Annotated in this window: 21 protein-coding genes; 15 read left to right on the top strand and 6 right to left on the bottom strand. The window is 30.4% G+C overall.

Annotation, left to right across the window (positions count from 1 at the left end; genetic code table 11):
- The first annotated feature begins 62 nt into the window (after positions 1-62).
- Positions 63-389, top strand: a complete 327-nt coding sequence (locus EG240_RS08540; protein WP_125018974.1) for a single-stranded DNA-binding protein — start codon at positions 63-65, stop codon at positions 387-389.
- Between the two features lie 54 nt (positions 390-443).
- Here the strand turns inward: EG240_RS08540 and EG240_RS08535 are convergent, their stop codons facing one another.
- Complete coding sequence (locus EG240_RS08535; RefSeq protein WP_125018973.1) at positions 444-1,733, bottom strand: outer membrane protein assembly factor BamB family protein; 1,290 nt, start codon at positions 1,731-1,733, stop codon at positions 444-446.
- 131 nt (positions 1,734-1,864) lie between these two features.
- Between EG240_RS08535 and EG240_RS08530 the strand changes: the two genes are divergently transcribed.
- The 10 genes from EG240_RS08530 to EG240_RS08490 all read left to right on the top strand — a co-directional run bounded on the left by EG240_RS08530 (position 1,865) and on the right by EG240_RS08490 (position 9,384).
- On the top strand, positions 1,865-2,572 hold the full coding sequence (locus EG240_RS08530; RefSeq protein WP_158612011.1) for a GLPGLI family protein: 708 nt from the start codon (positions 1,865-1,867) through the stop codon (positions 2,570-2,572).
- 9 nt (positions 2,573-2,581) lie between these two features.
- Positions 2,582-2,716, top strand: coding sequence for a hypothetical protein (locus EG240_RS16960; protein WP_262674703.1), 135 nt, complete (start codon positions 2,582-2,584; stop codon positions 2,714-2,716).
- A 353-nt stretch (positions 2,717-3,069) separates the two neighbouring features.
- Positions 3,070-3,369, top strand: coding sequence for a hypothetical protein (locus EG240_RS08525; RefSeq protein ID WP_125018971.1), 300 nt, complete (start codon positions 3,070-3,072; stop codon positions 3,367-3,369).
- Positions 3,370-3,418: 49 nt separating this feature from the next.
- A complete protein-coding gene (locus EG240_RS08520) occupies positions 3,419-4,126 on the top strand; it encodes a GLPGLI family protein (protein WP_125018970.1) in 708 nt (235 codons plus the stop codon).
- A 15-nt stretch (positions 4,127-4,141) separates the two neighbouring features.
- Positions 4,142-4,318, top strand: a complete 177-nt coding sequence (locus tag EG240_RS08515) for a carboxypeptidase regulatory-like domain-containing protein (RefSeq protein WP_125018969.1) — start codon at positions 4,142-4,144, stop codon at positions 4,316-4,318.
- Between the two features lie 324 nt (positions 4,319-4,642).
- Positions 4,643-4,897, top strand: a complete 255-nt coding sequence (locus EG240_RS08510; RefSeq protein WP_125018968.1) for a hypothetical protein — start codon at positions 4,643-4,645, stop codon at positions 4,895-4,897.
- A 40-nt stretch (positions 4,898-4,937) separates the two neighbouring features.
- Positions 4,938-5,633 carry a GLPGLI family protein gene (locus EG240_RS08505; RefSeq protein WP_125018967.1) on the top strand — a complete coding sequence of 232 codons (696 nt, stop codon included), beginning with the start codon at positions 4,938-4,940 and terminating at the stop codon, positions 5,631-5,633.
- Between the two features lie 73 nt (positions 5,634-5,706).
- A complete protein-coding gene (locus EG240_RS08500; RefSeq protein WP_125018966.1) occupies positions 5,707-5,976 on the top strand; it encodes a hypothetical protein in 270 nt (89 codons plus the stop codon).
- Between the two features lie 42 nt (positions 5,977-6,018).
- Complete coding sequence (locus tag EG240_RS08495; protein ID WP_125018965.1) at positions 6,019-6,705, top strand: GLPGLI family protein; 687 nt, start codon at positions 6,019-6,021, stop codon at positions 6,703-6,705.
- 27 nt (positions 6,706-6,732) lie between these two features.
- On the top strand, positions 6,733-9,384 hold the full coding sequence (locus EG240_RS08490; RefSeq protein ID WP_158612010.1) for a carboxypeptidase-like regulatory domain-containing protein: 2,652 nt from the start codon (positions 6,733-6,735) through the stop codon (positions 9,382-9,384).
- A 225-nt stretch (positions 9,385-9,609) separates the two neighbouring features.
- On the opposite strand, the gene EG240_RS08485 is transcribed toward EG240_RS08490, so the two are convergent.
- The gene (locus EG240_RS08485) at positions 9,610-10,548 is read right to left on the bottom strand and encodes a 2-hydroxyacid dehydrogenase (protein ID WP_125018963.1); all 939 of its coding nucleotides are present in this window, start codon (positions 10,546-10,548) and stop codon (positions 9,610-9,612) included.
- 401 nt (positions 10,549-10,949) lie between these two features.
- Here EG240_RS08485 and EG240_RS08480 point away from each other — a divergent pair, with 401 nt between their 5' ends.
- Positions 10,950-11,699 (top strand): hypothetical protein, encoded by a 750-nt coding sequence (locus tag EG240_RS08480; protein ID WP_125018962.1) that lies wholly within the window; start codon positions 10,950-10,952, stop codon positions 11,697-11,699.
- Positions 11,700-11,789: 90 nt separating this feature from the next.
- Positions 11,790-12,806 (top strand): hypothetical protein, encoded by a 1,017-nt coding sequence (locus tag EG240_RS08475; protein ID WP_125018961.1) that lies wholly within the window; start codon positions 11,790-11,792, stop codon positions 12,804-12,806.
- A 33-nt stretch (positions 12,807-12,839) separates the two neighbouring features.
- On the opposite strand, the gene mgtE is transcribed toward EG240_RS08475, so the two are convergent.
- From mgtE to serS, 4 genes are read right to left on the bottom strand one after another with little or no spacing between them, the layout of a single operon-like run.
- Positions 12,840-14,192 (bottom strand): magnesium transporter, encoded by a 1,353-nt coding sequence (mgtE, locus tag EG240_RS08470; protein WP_125018960.1) that lies wholly within the window; start codon positions 14,190-14,192, stop codon positions 12,840-12,842.
- A complete protein-coding gene (rsmA, locus tag EG240_RS08465) occupies positions 14,173-14,958 on the bottom strand; it encodes a 16S rRNA (adenine(1518)-N(6)/adenine(1519)-N(6))-dimethyltransferase RsmA (protein WP_125018959.1) in 786 nt (261 codons plus the stop codon). The genes mgtE and rsmA overlap by 20 nt, the downstream gene beginning before the upstream one ends.
- 17 nt (positions 14,959-14,975) lie before the next feature.
- A complete protein-coding gene (locus EG240_RS08460) occupies positions 14,976-15,287 on the bottom strand; it encodes a DUF4286 family protein (RefSeq protein WP_125018958.1) in 312 nt (103 codons plus the stop codon).
- A 52-nt stretch (positions 15,288-15,339) separates the two neighbouring features.
- Positions 15,340-16,611: a serine--tRNA ligase gene (serS, locus tag EG240_RS08455; RefSeq protein WP_125018957.1), complete on the bottom strand. Its 1,272-nt coding sequence runs from the start codon at positions 16,609-16,611 to the stop codon at positions 15,340-15,342.
- Between the two features lie 164 nt (positions 16,612-16,775).
- Between serS and EG240_RS08450 the strand changes: the two genes are divergently transcribed.
- Together EG240_RS08450 and rseP are read left to right on the top strand one after the other, a co-directional pair.
- Positions 16,776-18,704, top strand: coding sequence for a M1 family aminopeptidase (locus EG240_RS08450; protein WP_125018956.1), 1,929 nt, complete (start codon positions 16,776-16,778; stop codon positions 18,702-18,704).
- A 78-nt stretch (positions 18,705-18,782) separates the two neighbouring features.
- Positions 18,783-20,126 carry an RIP metalloprotease RseP gene (gene rseP / locus EG240_RS08445; RefSeq protein ID WP_125018955.1) on the top strand — a complete coding sequence of 448 codons (1,344 nt, stop codon included), beginning with the start codon at positions 18,783-18,785 and terminating at the stop codon, positions 20,124-20,126.
- Positions 20,127-20,153 lie beyond the last annotated feature (27 nt).

Genomic DNA, 20,153 nt, shown 5'->3' with positions numbered 1-20,153 from the left:
GAGAACTGTTGCAACTTTGCTCCAGAAACAAATCAAATGTTTAATATCAAAATTTATAAGCCATGAGTACATTAAGAAACAGCGTTAGATTAATTGGACGTGTAGGAAACAATCCAGAAGTTAAAAACTTTGATGGAGGAAAAAAAGTTGCAACCCTAACTTTAGCAACAAATGAAGTTTATTATAACGATAAAAATGAGAAAGTAGAAAATACGCAATGGCACAATTTGGTTGCTTGGGGTAAAGTTGCCGAAATCATTGAAAAATTTATCGAAAAGGGAAAAGAGATTGCAGTTGAAGGGAAATTAACCTATCGCACTTATGATGATAAGGAAGGAAATAAACGTTATGTAACTGAAATTGTTATCAATGAAATTGTATTGTTTTAAATATTTCATTGATTAAACAAAACGAGTCCGAAATACATCGGACTCGTTTTTGTTTTATTTAAAATATTTTATCTGATTTTGTTCCATTCCTCCAGGTTCCGATTCATAAGGAATGATAAGTTCCGTTTTTTTAGTTTCGATATTTACTTCGACAATTCCATTAATTGAAAGATAAATGAGGTTGTTTTGGTTGTTTATTTCGATGTTTGAAATTGGAGCCAGATTTTTGTCAGTTGTTGGTAATTCAAAAAGTAGTTTTCCATTTAGGTCAATCATAAAAAGCTTATCATTCGTAAAAGCAGTAATCTTATCGTTGACCAAATGCCAATTTTCTATTTGTCCTTCGTTTTCATAAATCCAAGCTTCCTTGCCGTTTTCAATGTTTAAAGCAATGATTGCATCGTTTTGTTCATTTTCTGCACGCAGATTCACAATATAAAAATCCTTGGTTAAAACTGTGTTTAAATTATAAACATATCGATATTTTTCAGACTTATATTTCCATTCGAATAAATCCTTTCGGTCGATGAAATTATTTTTTGGGTCAGAAATATCACCTTTCTTTTTAAGTCCAATTTCACCAACTGCCAAAGCGTAAATCACACCTTTATCATCTCCAAAAAACAACCTGTTTTTGTTTGCTTGAATTTGAATGTAAAGTGGATTTTCAAAAGCGGCATCTTCATATAAACCGTAACCAGCAAAAGTTCCATGCTTGTAATGCATGTCTAAATAAACCGCTGAGGTTGTATAAATGTTGGAGTTATTTTCTACTGGTTTAAAAAAGTTATAATGTGTCGAATTTTCATCAACAAGGTGCGTGCTGCCGTCTTTTTTGTTGAAAATATAAAATTTAGATTTATTCGTTGCGTCTCTTTTGCAAGAAGCGATGTAAACAAATTCGTCATAAATCAAAGGTTGACTCATGAAAACGACATATTCACTCGATTGTTCATCAAATTGAATTTCACCATTTTCATCCATTGAAGCATCCATAATTTGGTTCATGTAACTTGTAGTATGTGGTGCAAGATTCCAGTTTAGTTTGCCCGAATTGATTTGAGCAGATATAAACCGACCACTTTCAAACGGTAGATAAATATTTTCGCTGTCGTATGAAAACAAGTTTCTGTTTAGATTCAAAGCAGCATCTTCTTTTGAAACATATTCCCAAGTTATTTTTTTGGTTTCTAAATTGAAATTTGCCAATCTTCCTTTACTCGAAACAAGTAAAGTTTCGTTGGGAACATCGACTTTGACTTCTCTTGAAGAACCAGATTGTTGTGTATTATCACAACTCACCAATCCTAAAAGAATTAACAATTTTAGCAAGAGCTTTTTCATTTTTCATTTTTTTTTTTTTGATAAAAATAAGACTTTTTAAGTTAATTGATTTATGTTATTTTGTATTTTTAGTATTTTATAAAATAAAAACAAGATAATTTAGTTATATGTTTAACCAACTTTATAAAAAAATGAAAAGAATTATAATTTTTTTTCTGTTACCGATTTTTTGTTTTTCGCAGATTAACAATATCAAAATCACGTACGATATAAAACTTATAGAAGAGAATTTTAAAATCACAGATGACCCAATTTATAGAAGATTAGAAGAAAATGCTGAGAATACAGAGTTACTATTTGAAAAATATAATAACGTTTCTATTTGTTCTTTAGTTAATGATATTCAACAAGATCCAGTTTTATATTCTTTAATTGACTTATTTAACCCCGATTTTTATGATTACATTAAAAAGAATAATTATTCTCTTTATAATTCAAATTATATTTATTCAGCATCTGATTATTTGTTAAGTACGAATATTAAATATATATGGGAATTTTATGATGAAACTAAAGAAATAGGAGGCTATTTATGCTATAAAGCAGTCTCTAATAATATTGAAAATTCAAAAGGTAGTTTTTATCCTGTGACCGTTTGGTATTGTCCAGCTATACCACTTGAAGCTGGTTTTAAAAATTATAACAATTTACCTGGTGCAGTGTTGGAATTACAAGAGCAATATATAGCATATTTAGCAAAAAGTATCACTTTTAATGAAGTAGAAAAGTTTGAATTACCTAAATTACCTATTATTTCTATTGAAGAATATTTGCAAAAAGTAGAGCAAGCTAAAAAAGACAATCCCGAAATGTTCCCTGATTTTAAATCAAATAATTAACAAAATCAATTGAAACCATCAATCCAAATTTTTTTATTTTTTGCCTTGCAATCTCAAGCGCAAACGCTTACCGTAAAAGACCAAAACGAGCAACCCTTAGAAAACACCAACGTAATGGCAAAACCATTGGGTGGCAAAAAGTGAATGAAGTTTGCTATTGCCGAATATTATAAATTTCTAAAAAAACATAATAAAATATATTATTTAACGTTTTTAACATAAAATGTTGTATTTTTCATCCGTTAAATAGTATTCTACCATTCTTTAAAAGTTCTGTTTTATAGAAAAACATTCAACTATTTTAAATGTTAAAACAGTTTTGTTTTTAAAATTTTCAAAACAATATTAAAAGTACAGATTTTTTATCTAATTTACTGATTGTTATTGTTTTGTATTATTATTATTGGCTATCTGAAATTTCCGGAAAAAATTAAGATAGTCGGTAAATTTAGGTTACGACTTTAAGAATAAACCTAACTAACCTAAATTTTTATAAAATGAAAAAAATGTTATTTTCTGTTATCGCAATGGTTGCGTTTACAGTAAGTACGAATGCGGCTAATGAAGTTGTTGAAAGCGTAGAATTTTCAAGAGAAGAAGATTGTTCTAAAATTTGGTTATTGTCTTATACACTAAATCGAAGTGAAGGTAAATCAATAGAAGATTCTAGAGCAGAGGCAGATAATGCAAAAAAAAATTGTATTGATGGAAGCGGTGTGAATGGACCGGTAACTGGTGAAGATAAAGGAAGTAAAACTACAACAGGACCTAAAGCTAAAGTGATATCTCCTAGATAGATTTTAAATAAACCGATAGAATATTTCTATCGGTTTAAACTAAAAAATAATGAAAAATAAAATTATTTTAATGTTGTTTTTTTTAATAACAATCAAAAATTTTGCTCAAATTATTTCTGGAAAAATAACTTATAAAGTAACAAAAGAATATAATACGGAAAGTGAATCATATAAATTTTTTAAATCTCAAAATCCAGATTGTTTTTATGATGAATTAGCAGATGAAATTAGTTATGAAATGCAATTTTCAAACAAGCAATATTTATTTTACGCTGTTATAGATAATTTATCGAACATCAGATGTGCTGATAAAATTTTAACCGTATTAGGAACAATGAACCCAGATGATTTTAATTTATTTAATGAAGATACTTTTTATAGATATATGCATCATCTAGGTAGTCATCTTATCATTTCCAAAAAACCATATGAATGGATAATTACAGAAGAAACTAAAACTATTCAAAACTTCACTTGTTATAAAGCTTATTTCATTGAAACTATCGATTTAGGTGACGAAGTTAAAACAAACACACATATCGTTTGGTTTACTCCAGATTTACCATTTTCATATGGACCAGGAAATTATTACGGTTTACCAGGAGTGATTTTAGAAGCTAATAATATGGGAGGAAAATATACATATGGCGCATCTAAAATTGAATTAAATATTGAGAATCCTAAATTAGAAAACAACATAAAAAAACTTAAAGAAATTTCTAAAGAAATAACTTTAGAAGAATATATGAAAATGTAAAAATTTACTTGAATTTTGAAACCACCAATCCTAAACCTTTTATTTTTCTTTTTTGCCTTGCAACTACAAGCGCAAACAATTACTGGTACCGTAAAAGACCAAAACGAGCAACCTTTAGAAAACACTAACGTAATGGCAAAAACATTAGGTGGTAAAAAAGGGAATGAAGTTTGCTATTGCCGAATATTATAAATTTCTAAAAACACAATAAAATATATAATTTAACGTTTTTAACATAAAATAATGTGTTTTAAATCTAAAAATGATGTTTTAGTATTCTTTAAAATTTCTGTTTTATAGAAAAACATTCAACAATTTTAAATGTTAAAACAGTTTTTGACTTAAATATTCCATGACAATATCAAAAAAATAGATTTTTTATCTAATTTGTTGGTTGTTATTGTTTTGTATTATTATTATTATTGGCTATCTGAAATTTCCGGAAAAAATTAAGATAGTCGGTAAATTTAGGTTACGACTTTAAGAATAAACCTAACTAACCTAAATTTTTATAAAATGAAAAAAATGTTATTTGCAGCTATCGCTATGGTAGCGTTTACAGTAAGTGCGAATGCACAAAGTGATTTTGAAGATAGTACAGTTTGTGCAGATTTGATGAATAAATATAAATCCAAAATTAGAAAAGAAGGTAAACAAACAGAAGCAGAAATCAAAAATGCAGGTGTAATTTATTATATAGGCTGTATGGATGGAAGAAAAGCAATCCGTGCAGACTTGCAACAACAAAAATATGGTATGTCTCGCTATTAGTGTATAACATGAACATTTAAATGTACCTAAATAAATTACTATGAAAACAATTCTTTTTTTATTATTCTTCTTTAATACCATCTATGGTCAAGAGCAAGTAAACAAAGCAACCTATACTTTTCAAATGATTCTAGAAAATGTTTCTGAACAAAGAAAAATGAGTGGAGAAGAACTTAATCAATTTGCTGAATATGCTGAGCTGAATGTCTATTTCGACTCAAACTATTCTTTTTATATGTTGAGTGGTAAATTAAACAACGATGATATCTATCAAGAACAATTTGAAATGGTTCCTTTTATGATTGGTGCATTTTATCCAATTTTTTATAATAAAAAAAATAATTTTTTTTTATATGAAAATGCACTTTTAAAAGATGAAGTTATCTTAGATGATAATGTTTACAAATGGGTTTATGAAGATGAAACTCGTATGATAGATGGATATTTATGTTACAAAGCTGTAGGTAAATCGAAGGATTATTACACAAATGATTCTGATAAATTTTTTACTGCTGAAGTTTGGTATTGTCCTGAATTACCCTATCCGTTTGGACCAAATATGTATCAAGGGTTACCAGGATTAGTTGTATTAGCAATTCAAAACAACGAAATTGCTTATAAACTTGAAAAAATTGAGTTCAATGTACCAGAAAAACTTCCTTTAAATATATTAGAAGCAAAAACTATAAATGTTGCTGAATATCATAAGTTTACAAAAGAATTGTTTGGTGAATAATAAAAAATGATGATAGTCGCTAAATTAGGTTACGACTTTAAGAATAAACCTAACGAACCTAAATTTTTATAAAATGAAAAAAATATTTTTTATAGCAATTGCAATGATTGCATTTACAGGAACAATGAATGCACAAACAAAACCAGAAACAAAACCAGAAACAAAAAACGAAGATAAGGACTGTGCAGCCAAAAGAGATAAATTTATTAATGAAAAATATAAAGATAAATCATCTCCTGGAGCTAAATTAGCAGGTCAAATTTACTACGAAGGATGTGTTGAAGGAAAGAAAGCAAATTATATTGCACCACGTCCTAAAAATGATACTATAACTGTAAGTTAATTTAAAAGGCACGTAAAAGTGCCTTTTTTAAAACATTTAAATATGAAAAAAATTATCATTTACTTAATGTTTCTAAGTTGTAGTAGTATTTTACCTCAAGAAAAAGTAAACAAAGCAACCTATACATTTAAAGTTTTAGCTAGTGATACTTCTAGCTTTACAGAAAATTTTACCCAAGAGATTAATGAATTTGCAGAATTTTCTGATTTGATTGTTTTATTTAATTCAAAATACTCGTATTATGGTTTAGAACCGAAAGAGGATTTTGCTTCATTTGCAGATGAACGTTTCATATACACTCCAATAACATTAAACGCTTATTATTCGGTATTATATTTAAAAGAGAAAAATGTATTTTATAGTCATGCTCCCTTAATTGGTGATAAAGTTGTTATAGATGATAATGCTTGTGTATGGGAATTACTAGATGAAAGTAAAATTATTAACGGATATACCTGTTTTAAAGCTATTGGTAAAATAAAATCAATTAGTAAAGAAAATCCAAATCTTTTTTCTAAAATAGAAGCCTGGTATTGTCCAGAATTACCATATAGTTACGGACCGTCAAAATACAATAACTTACCAGGTTTAGTAGTTTTAGCAGTTAATCAAGATGAAACTATTTTTCAATTAACCAAATTAGAATTCGATGTTAATTATGAAATTCCATTAGATCTTTTAAAGAAAAAGTCGATGACCATTTATGAATACGATGAAATCGAATATTAAGAATCAATAACTAACCCCATCCTTCCCTTGAAACCACCAATCCTAATCCTTTTATTATTCTTTTTTACCTTGCAACTTCAAGCGCAAACTATTACTGGTACCGTAAAAGACCAAAACGAGCAACCCTTAGAAAACACCAACGTAATGGCAAAACCATTGGGTGGTAAAAAAGGGATGAAGTTTGCTATTGCCGACCATTTGGGGCGTTATAAACTGGAACTTGAAAAAGAAACCGATTACGAAATATCGGTAAGTTATATTGGTTTTGTTGGTGAGAAAATCACGTATTCCAACGAAAACCCAATAACAACCTACCATTTTGTGTTGCAAGCACAAGAAACCCAATTAGATGAAATTGTTATTGAATACGATTATCAACCCGTAATTGTAAAAAAAGATACGTTAATTTATGATGTAGCTGCTTTTGTAAACGGTAATGAACGCAAGCTTAAAGAACAGTTAGAAAAACTTCCCGGTGTTGAGGTTTCTGATAACGGACAAGTAAAAGTTCAAGGTAAAACCGTAACGCAATTTATGGTGGAAGGTAAAAGCTTTTTTGGTGGCGGAACTAAAATTGGCGTAGAAAACATTCCGGCAGATGCGGTGGATAAAGTAGAAGTTATCGATCATTTTAACGAGGTAGCTCACATGAAAGAGGTTTCGGGTTCTGATGAATTGGCGATGAACATTAAACTTAAAGAAGATAAAAAGCAGTTTGTTTTTGGTGATTTGCGTTTGGGTTATGGCAATAATAAATATTACGAAACGCACGCTTCGTTGTTTTATTATGCACCAAAAATTAATTGGAGTGCCTTTCTAAACGTAAACAATTACGGCGGTCAGGTTTTAGATTATGGTGATATTGCCCGATTTGAAGGCTTTAAAAGTTTGTATCTCAAAAGTAACAATTCGTTAATTAATTTATATAATTACACAACACCAAACACCAATGTAACCGAAAATAAAAATCAGTTTTTAGCTACCGATTTTCGTTATTCGTTTGGTAAACGTTGGGATGTAAAGGCTTTTGTTTTGGCAAACAAAAATTGGATTCGTTCACAAAGTGACCAATCAATTGAGTATTTACAAGAAAACGAAATTAGTTTTGAAAACAGAAATACGTTCGGAAAAGCCAAAACAAGTTTGGTTTCTGGAAGAATTTCTGCAGATTTTCGTCAGAATAAAACAACCAATTACAGTTATAATTTTCAAACTTCATTATCCAATAACAACCGAAACAACAGCATTCAAACCCAAAATAATTTAAGAGAAACGCTATTTGAAACCCATTCTAAAGCCGATAATTTTGCTATTGCGCAGTTGTTTGAATATCAGAAAACTTTTAATAAAAAACACAAAGGTTCGTTTGCTTTTAATCATAATTATTCAAACGAGAAACCAACCTATCAATGGGGAGCAGACCAACCTTTTTTAGGAGAATATATTCCGTTGCAAGCTGCCGATTTTTATTTGTTACAACAAGTCGAAAAAGTACAAAACAATCAAATTCAAACCAGTTTTAAACATTTCTGGATTGCAGGTAAACGTCATCATATTTACACAACCTTGGGTTTAAATGCTAATTTGACCAAGTTGCATTCAGCAAGTAATCAACTTTTGGAAAACACTTCGCAAAGTTTATTCGATGCAGGTTTTGGAAACGATTTAGATTATAAGTTGTTCAACTCCTATTTAGGGTTAGAATATAAATTGTTGTACAAGAAATTAACCACAACTTTTGGTTTACAACTTAATAATTACAATTTACATAACAAGCAAATTTCTGATAGACGAACATTCAATGAATGGTTTTTAGAACCAACAGTAACAGCTATTTATGATTTTAATAAATCGGAAAGTTTAAATTTTAATTATAATCTAACTAACGATTTTTTAGATGCGAATAGTTATGCAAACCGTTATCAAATTTACTCCTTTAATTCTATTTATCAAGGAAATGCGTTGTTGCAAAGTTTGCGTTATCACAGCTTGAATTTGCGATATTCAAAATTTAATCTGTATCAAGGTTCAAGCATTTGGGCTTCGATTAATTATAATAAACAGAATAATACCATCAGAAATCAGGTTCAGGTTACCAATACCGATTTATTCTACCAAACGGTTATGACGAATAATCCGGATGAACGAGTGAGTATGTACGGAAGTTTTTCGCAACGTGTTAAGAAATGGGAATTTGGCGTAAACGGAAATTTGAGTTTCAATAAATATGTTCAGAATACCAACAATATAGATATTCCAACACAAAGTAATAACCAATCAATTGGTTTGTCTGTAAAAACGTTTTATAAAGAAATTCCAACTTTCAGAATTGGTTACAATAAAAGCTTTTCACAATTAAAATCGTCTTATGACAATAAATCAACAGCAGATAATTTAAGTTTCGGAGTGGATTACAAATTCTTAAAAGGTTTTGTTTTTAAAGGTGATTACAATTACAATATCAGTAAATACAATACTTCAAATATTAAATACGAGCAAGCTAATGTTTCGTTAGAATATAAAAAAGAAAACAGTCCGTGGTTGTTTATGATTCAAGGAAATAATTTGTTTAATACAGGATTAATAAATAATATTTCATTTTCAAACTTTCAGATTGTGAATTCGAATACTTATATTTTACCAAGAGTTTTCTTATTTTCGGTTCAGTATAAGTTGTAAGGATAAAAAGTAAAAGTTATAACGAAATAATAGTTTAACTCCGACAGAGTTTCGAACTCTGTCGGAGTTGATTGTTCTATAATGTCGAAATAAAATAAAACCTGCAAAACGAATTATTTTGCAGGTTTTAAGTTTTAGCCCAGATTGTAGCGGCATCCTTTTAATGTTGCCTGAGCGGAGTCGAAGGTAACATTAAAAGATATAGCGGAAAGCTGGAAATAGCTTCTAATTAAAATTAGCTATAATTTTATCAACGATAACTTGTGCTAATTTACGTTTGCTTTCGATTGTCCAACCGGCGATGTGTGGTGCTAAAAGAACGTTTTTTGCAGTGATTAAGTGTTGCATTGGTTCAGGAAGTTCGTTATCCGAGAACATATTTTCGAATGACGATTTTTCATATTCGAGAACATCTAAAGCGGCGCCCAAAACTTTATCGGTTTTTAAAGCATCAACTAAAGCTGCGGTATTAACCGATTTTCCTCTTGCAGTGTTCACAAACCAAAACGGTTTTTTAAAGTTCGAAATGAACGATTCGTTAATCAAATGGTATGTTTCAGGAGTTTGCGGTGTGTGTAAACTCAGAATGTCTGTTTGTTCGAATAATTCGTTTAACGAAACTTGTTTAGCGTTTTTATTGCCAACGTTTGGTTTGATGTCGTAACATATAACATTGCAATTAAAACCTTGTAAACGTTGTGCTAAAGCTTTTCCCATATTTCCGTAACCGATGATTCCAACGGTTTTTCCTTCGATTTCAAAACCTCGATTTTCTTCGCGTAACCAAATTCCATTTCTCACTTCTTGGTCCACTAAATTGAGTTTATTCATCAAGCAAAGTAACATTCCCAAAGCATGTTCACCAACCGAAGTACTGTTTCCTTCTGGAGCGGCAATCAATTTGATTCCTTTACTTTGCGCATATTCACAATCGATGTTTTCTAAACCAGCTCCAACACGTCCAATGAATTTAAGGTTAGTTGCAGCGTCTAAAAAGGTTTTATCTATTTTGAATCTGCTTCTTAAAATGATACCATCATAGTCGGCAATTTTTTGTTCAATTACTTCTTTTGATGAGCTGTAATCTTCGTGATTTTCAAAACCAGCTTGCGCTAATTGTTCAAGCATTAATTCGTGATTGGTGTCTAAATGGAGTATTTTCATTACTGATTTTTTTACAGTTTAAAAGTAATGAAAATTTTATTTTATTTATGTACTAATAGTTAGAAATGATTTTTTAGATAAAAAAAATGAACCTTTTTATTCTGAAATCTTTAATTTGTTGAGTGATTTTATCTGTCAGAAAATTCAATTAAAGATTATTTGAAGTGTAAATTTTTTTATACAATGTTAATTTGTTATGATTTGTATTTTATTTAGAATTTTAATCTAATTTATTGATTTCTATTGTTTTGTATTATTATTATTATTATTGAAAAGTTAAATTTTAACAAAATTATTTAATAAAGCGCTTTATTAAATAAAAAAGTATATACAATCAAATGGGTTGTATAATCAATAACTAATGTTTTGGTTTAATTGACCAAATTAAAAATTTATCTTTTATGAAAAAAATTAATAATTTTATTCTTAGTATTACGACAATTTCAATTTTGTCATTTGCTTTTTATTCTTGTAGTAATGAGAGTGAAGCAGAAATTATATCGAAGGATTTTAAGAGTCGTGAAATTTTTATAAATCCGCAAGAAAATTTTGGTATTCAACATAATGAAATTTTAGAAAATTCCTTTTTTTATTCTGAGGAAAATTTAGATGGGATCATTGAAAATATTAATAATTATACATCATCTAATGTTGTGTCAATAAACGAATTGGAAAAAGTTGGTTATAATTTTACTGAAAAAACTTTTACTTTTGATAAAAAAAGTTTGATTAATTCAGGTCTATCAACAAATGCACAGGATTTTGCATTCGAATTTATTACTTCTATTTCATCTAAACAGGATATAATTACATTCCAACAAGCAATTGATTATGCTAAGGCTAAAGAAATTGAAGTGAACGATTCTAATTTTTCTCATTACGATAAAGAACATTTATTTAAAATGATTGCTACTTTTAAGAATAGTTCTGATTTTTGGTATAAATACGACCAATCACCTCCTGAAAATACTATTTATAAGAGAAAATTAGGGTGGCTAAGATGGGTGGCAGCTGCATTAGTTGATACAGCAGCTGCAATTATTACTGCACCTGCGACACCAGCTGTGCAGATTGGTGTTACAGTTGCTGCTTCAGGTGCAGTTCTTCTTGTTGATACTGTTAAAATAGGGTGGGAAGTTTCTACACATTAGAAATCACTTTATGTATCCCGTTGAATAAAACGACGGGATACATATTATAATTAATTCATTATGTCTAAATTGAAATATTTATTGTTTTTTTTGAGTTTTCACTCTGTTTATTCTCAAACTAGTTTTAATTATATAAATGGTTTTCCAGCTATTTTTGATTCAATTAATAACATTACTTATAGCTTTGATACGGCTGCTCCAACTTTTGTTTCTACTGAAAAAAAAATTGGTGACAAAACTTTAGGATTTATGTTAATTAAAGATATCAATAATAAAAAACAATTCAGAGGAAAGCAAAAATTAGATCTTAATCTTTTCGGTTTTGGACCTTTAAAAACGAAGGCTTTAACAATTGGTAAAATGAAAGACTGTTTAGATATTGATGTTTTTTTAGGAATTGATGCATTAGATGAAAAAATTTTATTTTTCAACTTTGAAAAACAAGAATTTAAAGTTTTAGAAGACTTGAGTTTATTTGATGATAAAGATTATATTGAAATACCATTAACTTTTGATAGTTTTAATTATAGATATAAAATTAAAGCAAGCTTAGCTGGAGAAAAAATTAATTTTTTATTAGATTTAGGATTTAGTGCTGAAATTCTTATTAAGAATAAAATTGTAAATTATAATAATTCAATTGATTATGTCGATATTACTTATTTTGGAGCTAATGGTTCAAATGTTAAGACAATTGAATTTTTAAAAGATATTGAGTTGATTTTTTTTAATAATAATTTGTTAACTAATGATATAAGATATTCTTCATCCGCAAATCATAATCTAATTGGGATTGGTTTTTTTAAAAAGTTTCAAAAAGTTATTTTTGATTTTAGAAAGAGTAAAATTTATATTTCAAAAAATAAAATTGATTTCAAGATTAAAGATGAGGGAATTTATTTTGATGTAAATGATTCCAAAATTATGATATCCACTATAAATCATAATAGTTTATTATACAAAAACGGATACAGAGCTGGAGATTTTGTTTATTTAAATGATAAGATATTAGAAAGAGATATTTTGAATTCTCCGTGTGATGTAAATAAATTAATAAAAATATGGAAAAGTGAAAATCCAACGAAGTCTTTATTTGAATTAAATTAACCAAAAACGCTTCTATCGAGAAGCGTTTTGTATTTAAAATCCTAAAATGATTTTTGCAATTGAGAAATAAATAAAAATTCCGAAAATGTCATTACTTGTTGTGATGAAAGGTCCGGTTGCAATTGCTGGGTCAATGCCGTATTTGTTTAATAAAATAGGTACAAAGGTTCCAATTAAACTTGCAATTACCATTACCATTACCAATGCAGTTCCGATCGTGAAAGACATTTCGTAAGTGGTTTCCATTAAAAAATGAGTTCCAAATAAAAGAATAACCGCCAAAATGGTACTGTTAAATAAACTAAGTAACATTTCTTTTGTTAATCGTTTAAACAGCGAACCAGTTAATGAATTGTTTGCAATACCTTGAACTATAATCGCAGAAGATTGCACGCCAACATTTCCAGCCATAGCGGCAATTAATGGCGTAAAGAAAAATAGAATTTTATATTCCTCCATCGCGTCACTAAATGTTTGCGAAACACTTACGGCAACAAAACTTCCTATCAAAGCTAGCATTAACCAAGGTAAACGAGCTTTTGTTAATTCCCAAATACTGTCATCGGCTTCAACGTCTTGCGAGATACCGGCAGCCATTTGGTAATCACGGTCGGCTTCTTCTTTGATGACGTCAACGATATCGTCAATGGTAATTCGTCCAACTAAGCGATTGGTTTCATCAACAACTGGAATAGCTTCTAAATCGTATTTCTGCATAATACGAGCTACTTCGGTATCTTCGGTGTCAACTTTTACTGAATCAACTTTTGGAATATAAATGTCTAATACTTTTGTGGTTGTCGAAGAAGTAATTAAATCTTTTAAAGATAAACGACCTTTCAACCTTTCTTCGTCATCAACTACGTAAATTGAATGTACTCGAGAAACGTTTTCGGCTTGTTTACGAATTTCTTGAATACACGTTAAAACATTCCAGTTTTCGTTAACCTGAATATATTCTTTCGCCATCAAACCTCCGGCGGTATCTTCATCGTAACGCAAAAGTTCAACAATATCTTTGGCGTGTTCGAAATCTTCAAGTTCGGAAATTACCTCGTCTTTCATTTCTTCAGAAAGTTCGGCAATAATATCTACCGCGTCATCGGTATCCATCTCATCCAACTCTTCAGCAATTTCTTTTGCCGAAAGTTCACTTAAGATTTTTTCACGAACTTCATCATCAAGTTCCAAAAGAATTTCTGAACTGATTTCTGAATCTAAAAGCTTAAACAGATAACCTGCATCTACACTTTTAAGTTCGTTCATCAATTCGGCAATATCAGCAAAGTGAATATCTTCGAGTAGCTGAAGTATCGCCTGCTCGTTTTTTGCAGAAATTAAAGATTCAATTTCCGTGATAAATTCTTTACTGATTTTGAATTCCATACGCTTCTATTTTTTGAGTGATGGTTATAAATTCTTCGAATCCTAATTGTTCTGGGCGTAAGTTAAAGATTTCGTCGTCTTTAATTTCGTCATTGATTAAACTTTTGATGCTGTTTCTTAACGTTTTTCGTCTTTGATTGAAAGCTGTTTTTACAACCGTAAAGAATAATTTTTCACTACAAGGTAAATGATAGTTTTCTTTACGTTTCATTCGCATAACTCCAGATTTTACTTTTGGAGGTGGTGTGAAAACGTGTTCAGAAACTGTAAATAAATATTCTACATCATAGAAAGCTTGGCATAAAACAGAAAGAATTCCGTAAGCTTTACTTCCTTTCTTTTCACAAATACGTTCTGCAACTTCTTTTTGGAACATTCCTGCAAATTCTGGTATTTGGTTACGCATTTCTAAGGTTCTAAAAACAATTTGCGTAGAAATATTGTAAGGGAAATTTCCGATAATGGCAAACGGTTCTTCGTTGAAAACCTTTTTGATATTATATTTTAAGAAATCTTCGCCAATTATATGATCGTGAAGTTTTTCGTAATTTTTTTCTAAATAAACCACAGATTCCTTATCGATTTCAACCACAAAAGTTTCGATAGGTTTGTCTAATAAATATTTGGTTAAAACTCCCATTCCTGGTCCAATTTCCAGAACTTTTGTATAACCTTCTAACGTAAGTGCATCGGCAATATTTTTAGCGACTGATTCGTCATTCAAAAAATGCTGACCCAAATGTTTTTTTGCTCTTACTTTTTCCATTTTAATTTTTTAGGCGATTAATGTTCGCTGATGATTTCTAATTCGGTACAGAAAGTCAACATCTTATCAGCAAAACGTTTACGAGCTTCCATATCTAATGCTGCTTCGTTTTCTTTATAATAGGCGTCTAAAGTTTCTTTGTCAGGAGATGCATATTGAACCGAATAAGTAACGCCACCCATATCTTCATTTACTAAAACTTTCACCAAACGCGCCGAGGTAAATTTTCCAGTAGCAATCATATTGGCAATATGTTCGTTTTGCATCCATTCTAACCATTCGTTATGAACGCTTTCGTCAATATTTACAGTAATATTATAAATAATCATTGCTTTTGTTTTGATAAAAAAACACCAACTTTTGATTGGTGTCTTTTCTATGTTAGTTAATGATATCGAATCCTGTGTATTTTCTTAATACTTCTGGAATTACGATACCTTCTGGAGTTTGATAATTTTCTAAAATACCAGCTAAAACACGTGGTAAAGCTAACGAACTTCCGTTTAATGTATGTGCTAATTGGGTTTTTCCGTCTTTTCCTTTGAAACGTAATTTTAAACGATTTGCTTGGAATGTTTCAAAGTTAGATACTGATGAAATTTCTAACCAACGTTCTTGAGCTGTTGAATATACTTCAAAATCATAAGTTAAAGCTGAAGTGAATCCCATATCACCACCACATAAACGTAAAATACGGTAAGGTAATTTTAATTCGTCTAAGATCGATTTTACGTGTTCAACCATTCCGTCTAAAGCTTCGTAAGATTTTTCTGGATGTTCAATACGAACGATTTCTACTTTATCAAATTGGTGTAAACGGTTTAATCCGCGAACGTGAGCTCCCCAAGAACCTGCTTCTCTACGGAAACATGGCGTATAACCTGTTACGGTTACAGGCAATTCGCTTTCTTGTAAAATTACATCGCGGTAAATGTTTGTTACTGGAACTTCAGCCGTAGGAATTAAATATAAATCGTCTTTAGCATCGTGATACATTTGACCTTCTTTGTCTGGTAATTGACCTGTTCCGTAACCAGAAGCTTCATTGATTAAATGTGGAACTTGAACCTCATTGTAACCAGCTTCTGTATTTTTATCTAAGAAATAAGAAATTAAGGCACGTTGTAATTTTGCTCCTTTTCCTTTGTAAACAGGAAAACCAGGTGCTGTAATTTTTGTACCTAATTCAAAATCAATGATATCGTATTTTTTAATTAAATCCCAATGTGGAACTGCGCCTTCGTGTAATGTAGGAATTTCGCCAGATTCGAAAACGTTTAAGTTATCGTCTGCAGATTTTCCTTCAGGAACAATATCCGATGGTGTATTAGGTAATTTATATAATTCTTGTGCTAATTGCTCGGTAACTGAGTTTAAAACTTCGGTAAGGTTTTTCGTCGTTTCTTTAAAATCGGCTGTTTGCTCTTTGATTGCAGCTGCTTCTTCTTTCTTACCAGCTTTCATTAATTCACCAATTTCTTTGGATAGCTTATTCGATTCAGCAAGAAGGTTATCTAATTCTACTTGAGTACTTCTACGTTTTTCGTCAAGTTCAACAACTAATGCGATTGATTCCGTTGCGTCGAAATTTCTCTTAGCAAGTGCTTTAATCACTTTTTCTTGATTTTCTCTGATGTATGCTATCTGTAACATGATAAAATTAAGTTATTTATAGAAAGCAAATTTAGTAAAAAATGTTGGAAAATGAGTTTTTGGTTCGGTTTGTTTTTTAGAGTAGTAATTAAAATTGTATTCAAATAGTTTTATGAGTTTTTTTCGATAATTAATGCTATTTTTGATTTAAATATCAAAAGGTTATGAAATTTAAATGGCTTGTTTGTTGTTTGCTTGCATCGGGATTAACTTTTGCGCAAACAGCCAATATCGATTCTGATTATCAAAAAATGATTGAAAGAGAAATGCAATCTGCTCAAAAGAAGATGGCGTTTCAATTAAATCCCAATACACAAAATTACGACGTTCGTTATCATAAAATTGAATTAACCGTAAATCCTGCTGTTTATAACGTTTCAGGAAAAGTGACTACACGTTTTAAAGCCATTTCAGGAACCATGAATTCAGTAGTTTTTGATTTGAGCAGTCCGCTTGCGGTTTCAACAGTTAAACAAGGAAATCAGATTTTGAATTTTACGCACATAAATAACGAATTGAATATAACTTTGGCTCAAGCTGTTGCTTTAAATCAAATTGGTGAAGTCGAAATTACATATTCAGGTTCGCCAACTTATGTGAATGAAGCTTTTACAACAAGTCAACATCAAGGAACGCCTGTTATGTGGACGCTTTCCGAACCTTTTGGTGCTCGAGATTGGTGGCCGTGTAAACAAGATTTGTCAGATAAAATTGAAAATATTGACTTCTATATTACTGCTCCTTCAGCTTATAAAGGTGTTGCAAACGGTTTGGAAGTTTCAGAAATAGCAAATAACAATGGGACAAAGACAGTTCATTACCAACATAATTATGCAATCCCGGCCTATTTAGTTGCTTTTGCAGTTACCAATTATCAGATTTATCAGCAAACTGCCGGAACAGCTCCAAACACTTTTCCGATTGTAAATTACATTTATCCAGAAAATTATAATACAGCGGTAAATCAGGTTGCGGTTACGTTACCGATTATGAATTTGTTTGAAGATTTGTTTGAAACTTATCCGTTTCACGAAGAAAAATACGGTCACGCACAATTTGGTTGGGGCGGTGGAATGGAACATACAACGGTTTCGTTCATGGGGAGTTTTTCTCGTGATTTGATTGCTCATGAATTAGCTCACCATTGGTTTGGAAACAAAATAACTTGCGGAACTTGGAAAGATATTTGGTTAAATGAAGGTTTTGCAGAATATATGTCAGGTTTGGTTTATGAACATTTAGATGGAGAAACTGCTTTTACTAATTGGAAAAATGGTAAGATTCAGAACATCACAAGTTTGCCAAATGGAAATTTATATTTAACAGATGCACAAGCAGAAGATTCAAATCGTATTTTTAGCGGAAGATTGACTTACGATAAAGGTTCGATGGTAGTTCATATGTTGCGCTATGTTTTAGGTGATACAGCTTTCTTTCAAGGAATGCAAAATTATTTAGCTGACCCAAATTTAGCGTATGATTTTACAGTTACTACACAATTAAAAACACATTTAGAAACCGCTTCAGGGCAAGATTTAACTGAGTTTTTTAACGATTGGATTTACGGTCAAGGTTATCCAATTTACGATGCAGCTGTTTCGGTTTTAGATAATAATCAAGTGCGAGTGATTTTATCACAAACGACTTCTCATAATTCAGTTTCGTTTTTTGAAATGCCTGTGAAAATCAAATTTGTTGGACCGAATAATCAGAGTGAAACGGTTATCTTAAATCACACGCAAAACAATCAAGAGTTTATTGTTGAGTTGCCTTTTTATGCTCCAACCAATGTGATAATCAATCCAGATAAAGACATTATTACGAAAAACGAATCTTATACTTTAGGAAATGATGACTTTGAAAAACTTTCTAATGCGATTCAGGTTTCTCCAAATCCGGTTCAAGATTTATTAACCATCGAAAAACAAGGCGAATTTCAAATTCAATCAATTGATGTTTTTTCGTTAAATGGACAAAAAATATTAAAAAACGTAAGTAGTCCAATAGAAGTTTCGCATTTATCAAGCGGTAATTACATCGCTGTTATTGCTACAGATTTGGGAACTTTTCATAAAAAATTTATAAAAAAGTAATAGTTTGAAAATAGATTGATATATAGTTCAACTAAAATCTTACTTTTGCTAACTTAAAAATAAATCTTATTTATTAGAATGGATATTGTAATTAAATTATCTCAGTTTTTACTGAGTTTATCATTATTAATTGTACTTCACGAATTAGGACATTTTATTCCTGCTAAATTATTTAAAACTCGAGTTGAGAAATTTTACTTGTTTTTTGATGTGAAATTTTCACTTTTCAAAAAGAAAATCGGCGATACCGTTTACGGAATTGGTTGGTTACCTTTAGGAGGATATGTGAAAATCGCTGGTATGATTGACGAAAGTATGGATACCGAACAAATGAAACAAGAGCCACAACCTTGGGAATTTCGTTCAAAACCAGCTTGGCAACGTTTGATTATTATGTTGGGTGGAGTTACAGTAAACTTCATTCTGGCATTTGTTATATATATTGGAATGACTTATTTCTACGGAGATAAATACATCGCAAACAACAGTTTGAAAGATGGTGTTTGGGTTACGTACGATGTGTTAAAAAATGCAGGTATGCAATCTGGAGATAAAATCGTTTCTGTTGATGGCGAAAAATTAGAACGTTTCGATCAGGCTCAAAATAAAATGTTGACAGCTAAAGAAATTGTTGTTAATAGAGGTGGTGAAGAGAAAATCATTCAATTACCTGTTGATTTTGTAAAGGGAATTGTTGAAAATAAAGACGAAAAATTAGTAATGCCTCGTATGCCTTTTATTGTTGGAGGTTTTTCTGATGATTCTACAAATAAAGAAAATCTAAAAGAAAAAGATTTCTTAGTTTCTGTAAATGGTGAAGAAATAAAATATTATGACCAGGTTGAGGTTGTTTTGAAGAAATATGCTAATCAATCAATTCCTGCAAATGTTAAAAGAGATGGTGTTATTACAAACATTTCTTTAAATGTAAATGCTGATGGAAAAATTGGTGTTGCACCAGCGATACTTAATCTAAACGACGCTGAAAAGTTAGGTTTGTTTAAATTAAGTGCTGATCAATATTCTTTAGTAGAATCGATTCCAGTTGGTCTTCAAATGGGAGTTGATAAATTGGTAGGATATGGAAAACAATTAAAATTGATTGCTTCTCCAGAGACCGGAGCTTACAAAGGAGTTGGTGGATTTAAAGCTATATTTGATGTTTTTCCACAAACTTGGAGCTGGGAAGCGTTTTGGAGTATTACGGCTTTATTATCAATTATGCTTGGTGTAATGAACTTATTACCGATTCCGGCATTAGACGGAGGACACGTAATGTTTTTATTATATGAAATAATTTCAGGACGTAAACCAAGTGATAAATTTATGGAATATGCCCAAACAGTTGGTTTTGTAATACTTATCGCATTGCTTTTGTTTGCTAATGGTAACGACATTTATAAATCGATTGTAGGCAACTAAAAAAGATTGATTTTTTTTCGGCTTAGG

It is taken from the genome of Paenimyroides tangerinum, from assembly GCF_003865405.1.
Classification (GTDB): domain Bacteria; phylum Bacteroidota; class Bacteroidia; order Flavobacteriales; family Flavobacteriaceae; genus Flavobacterium; species Flavobacterium tangerinum.
Note: the sequence above shows the minus strand (reverse complement) of the source record. Positions and strands in the feature narration are given on the sequence as shown.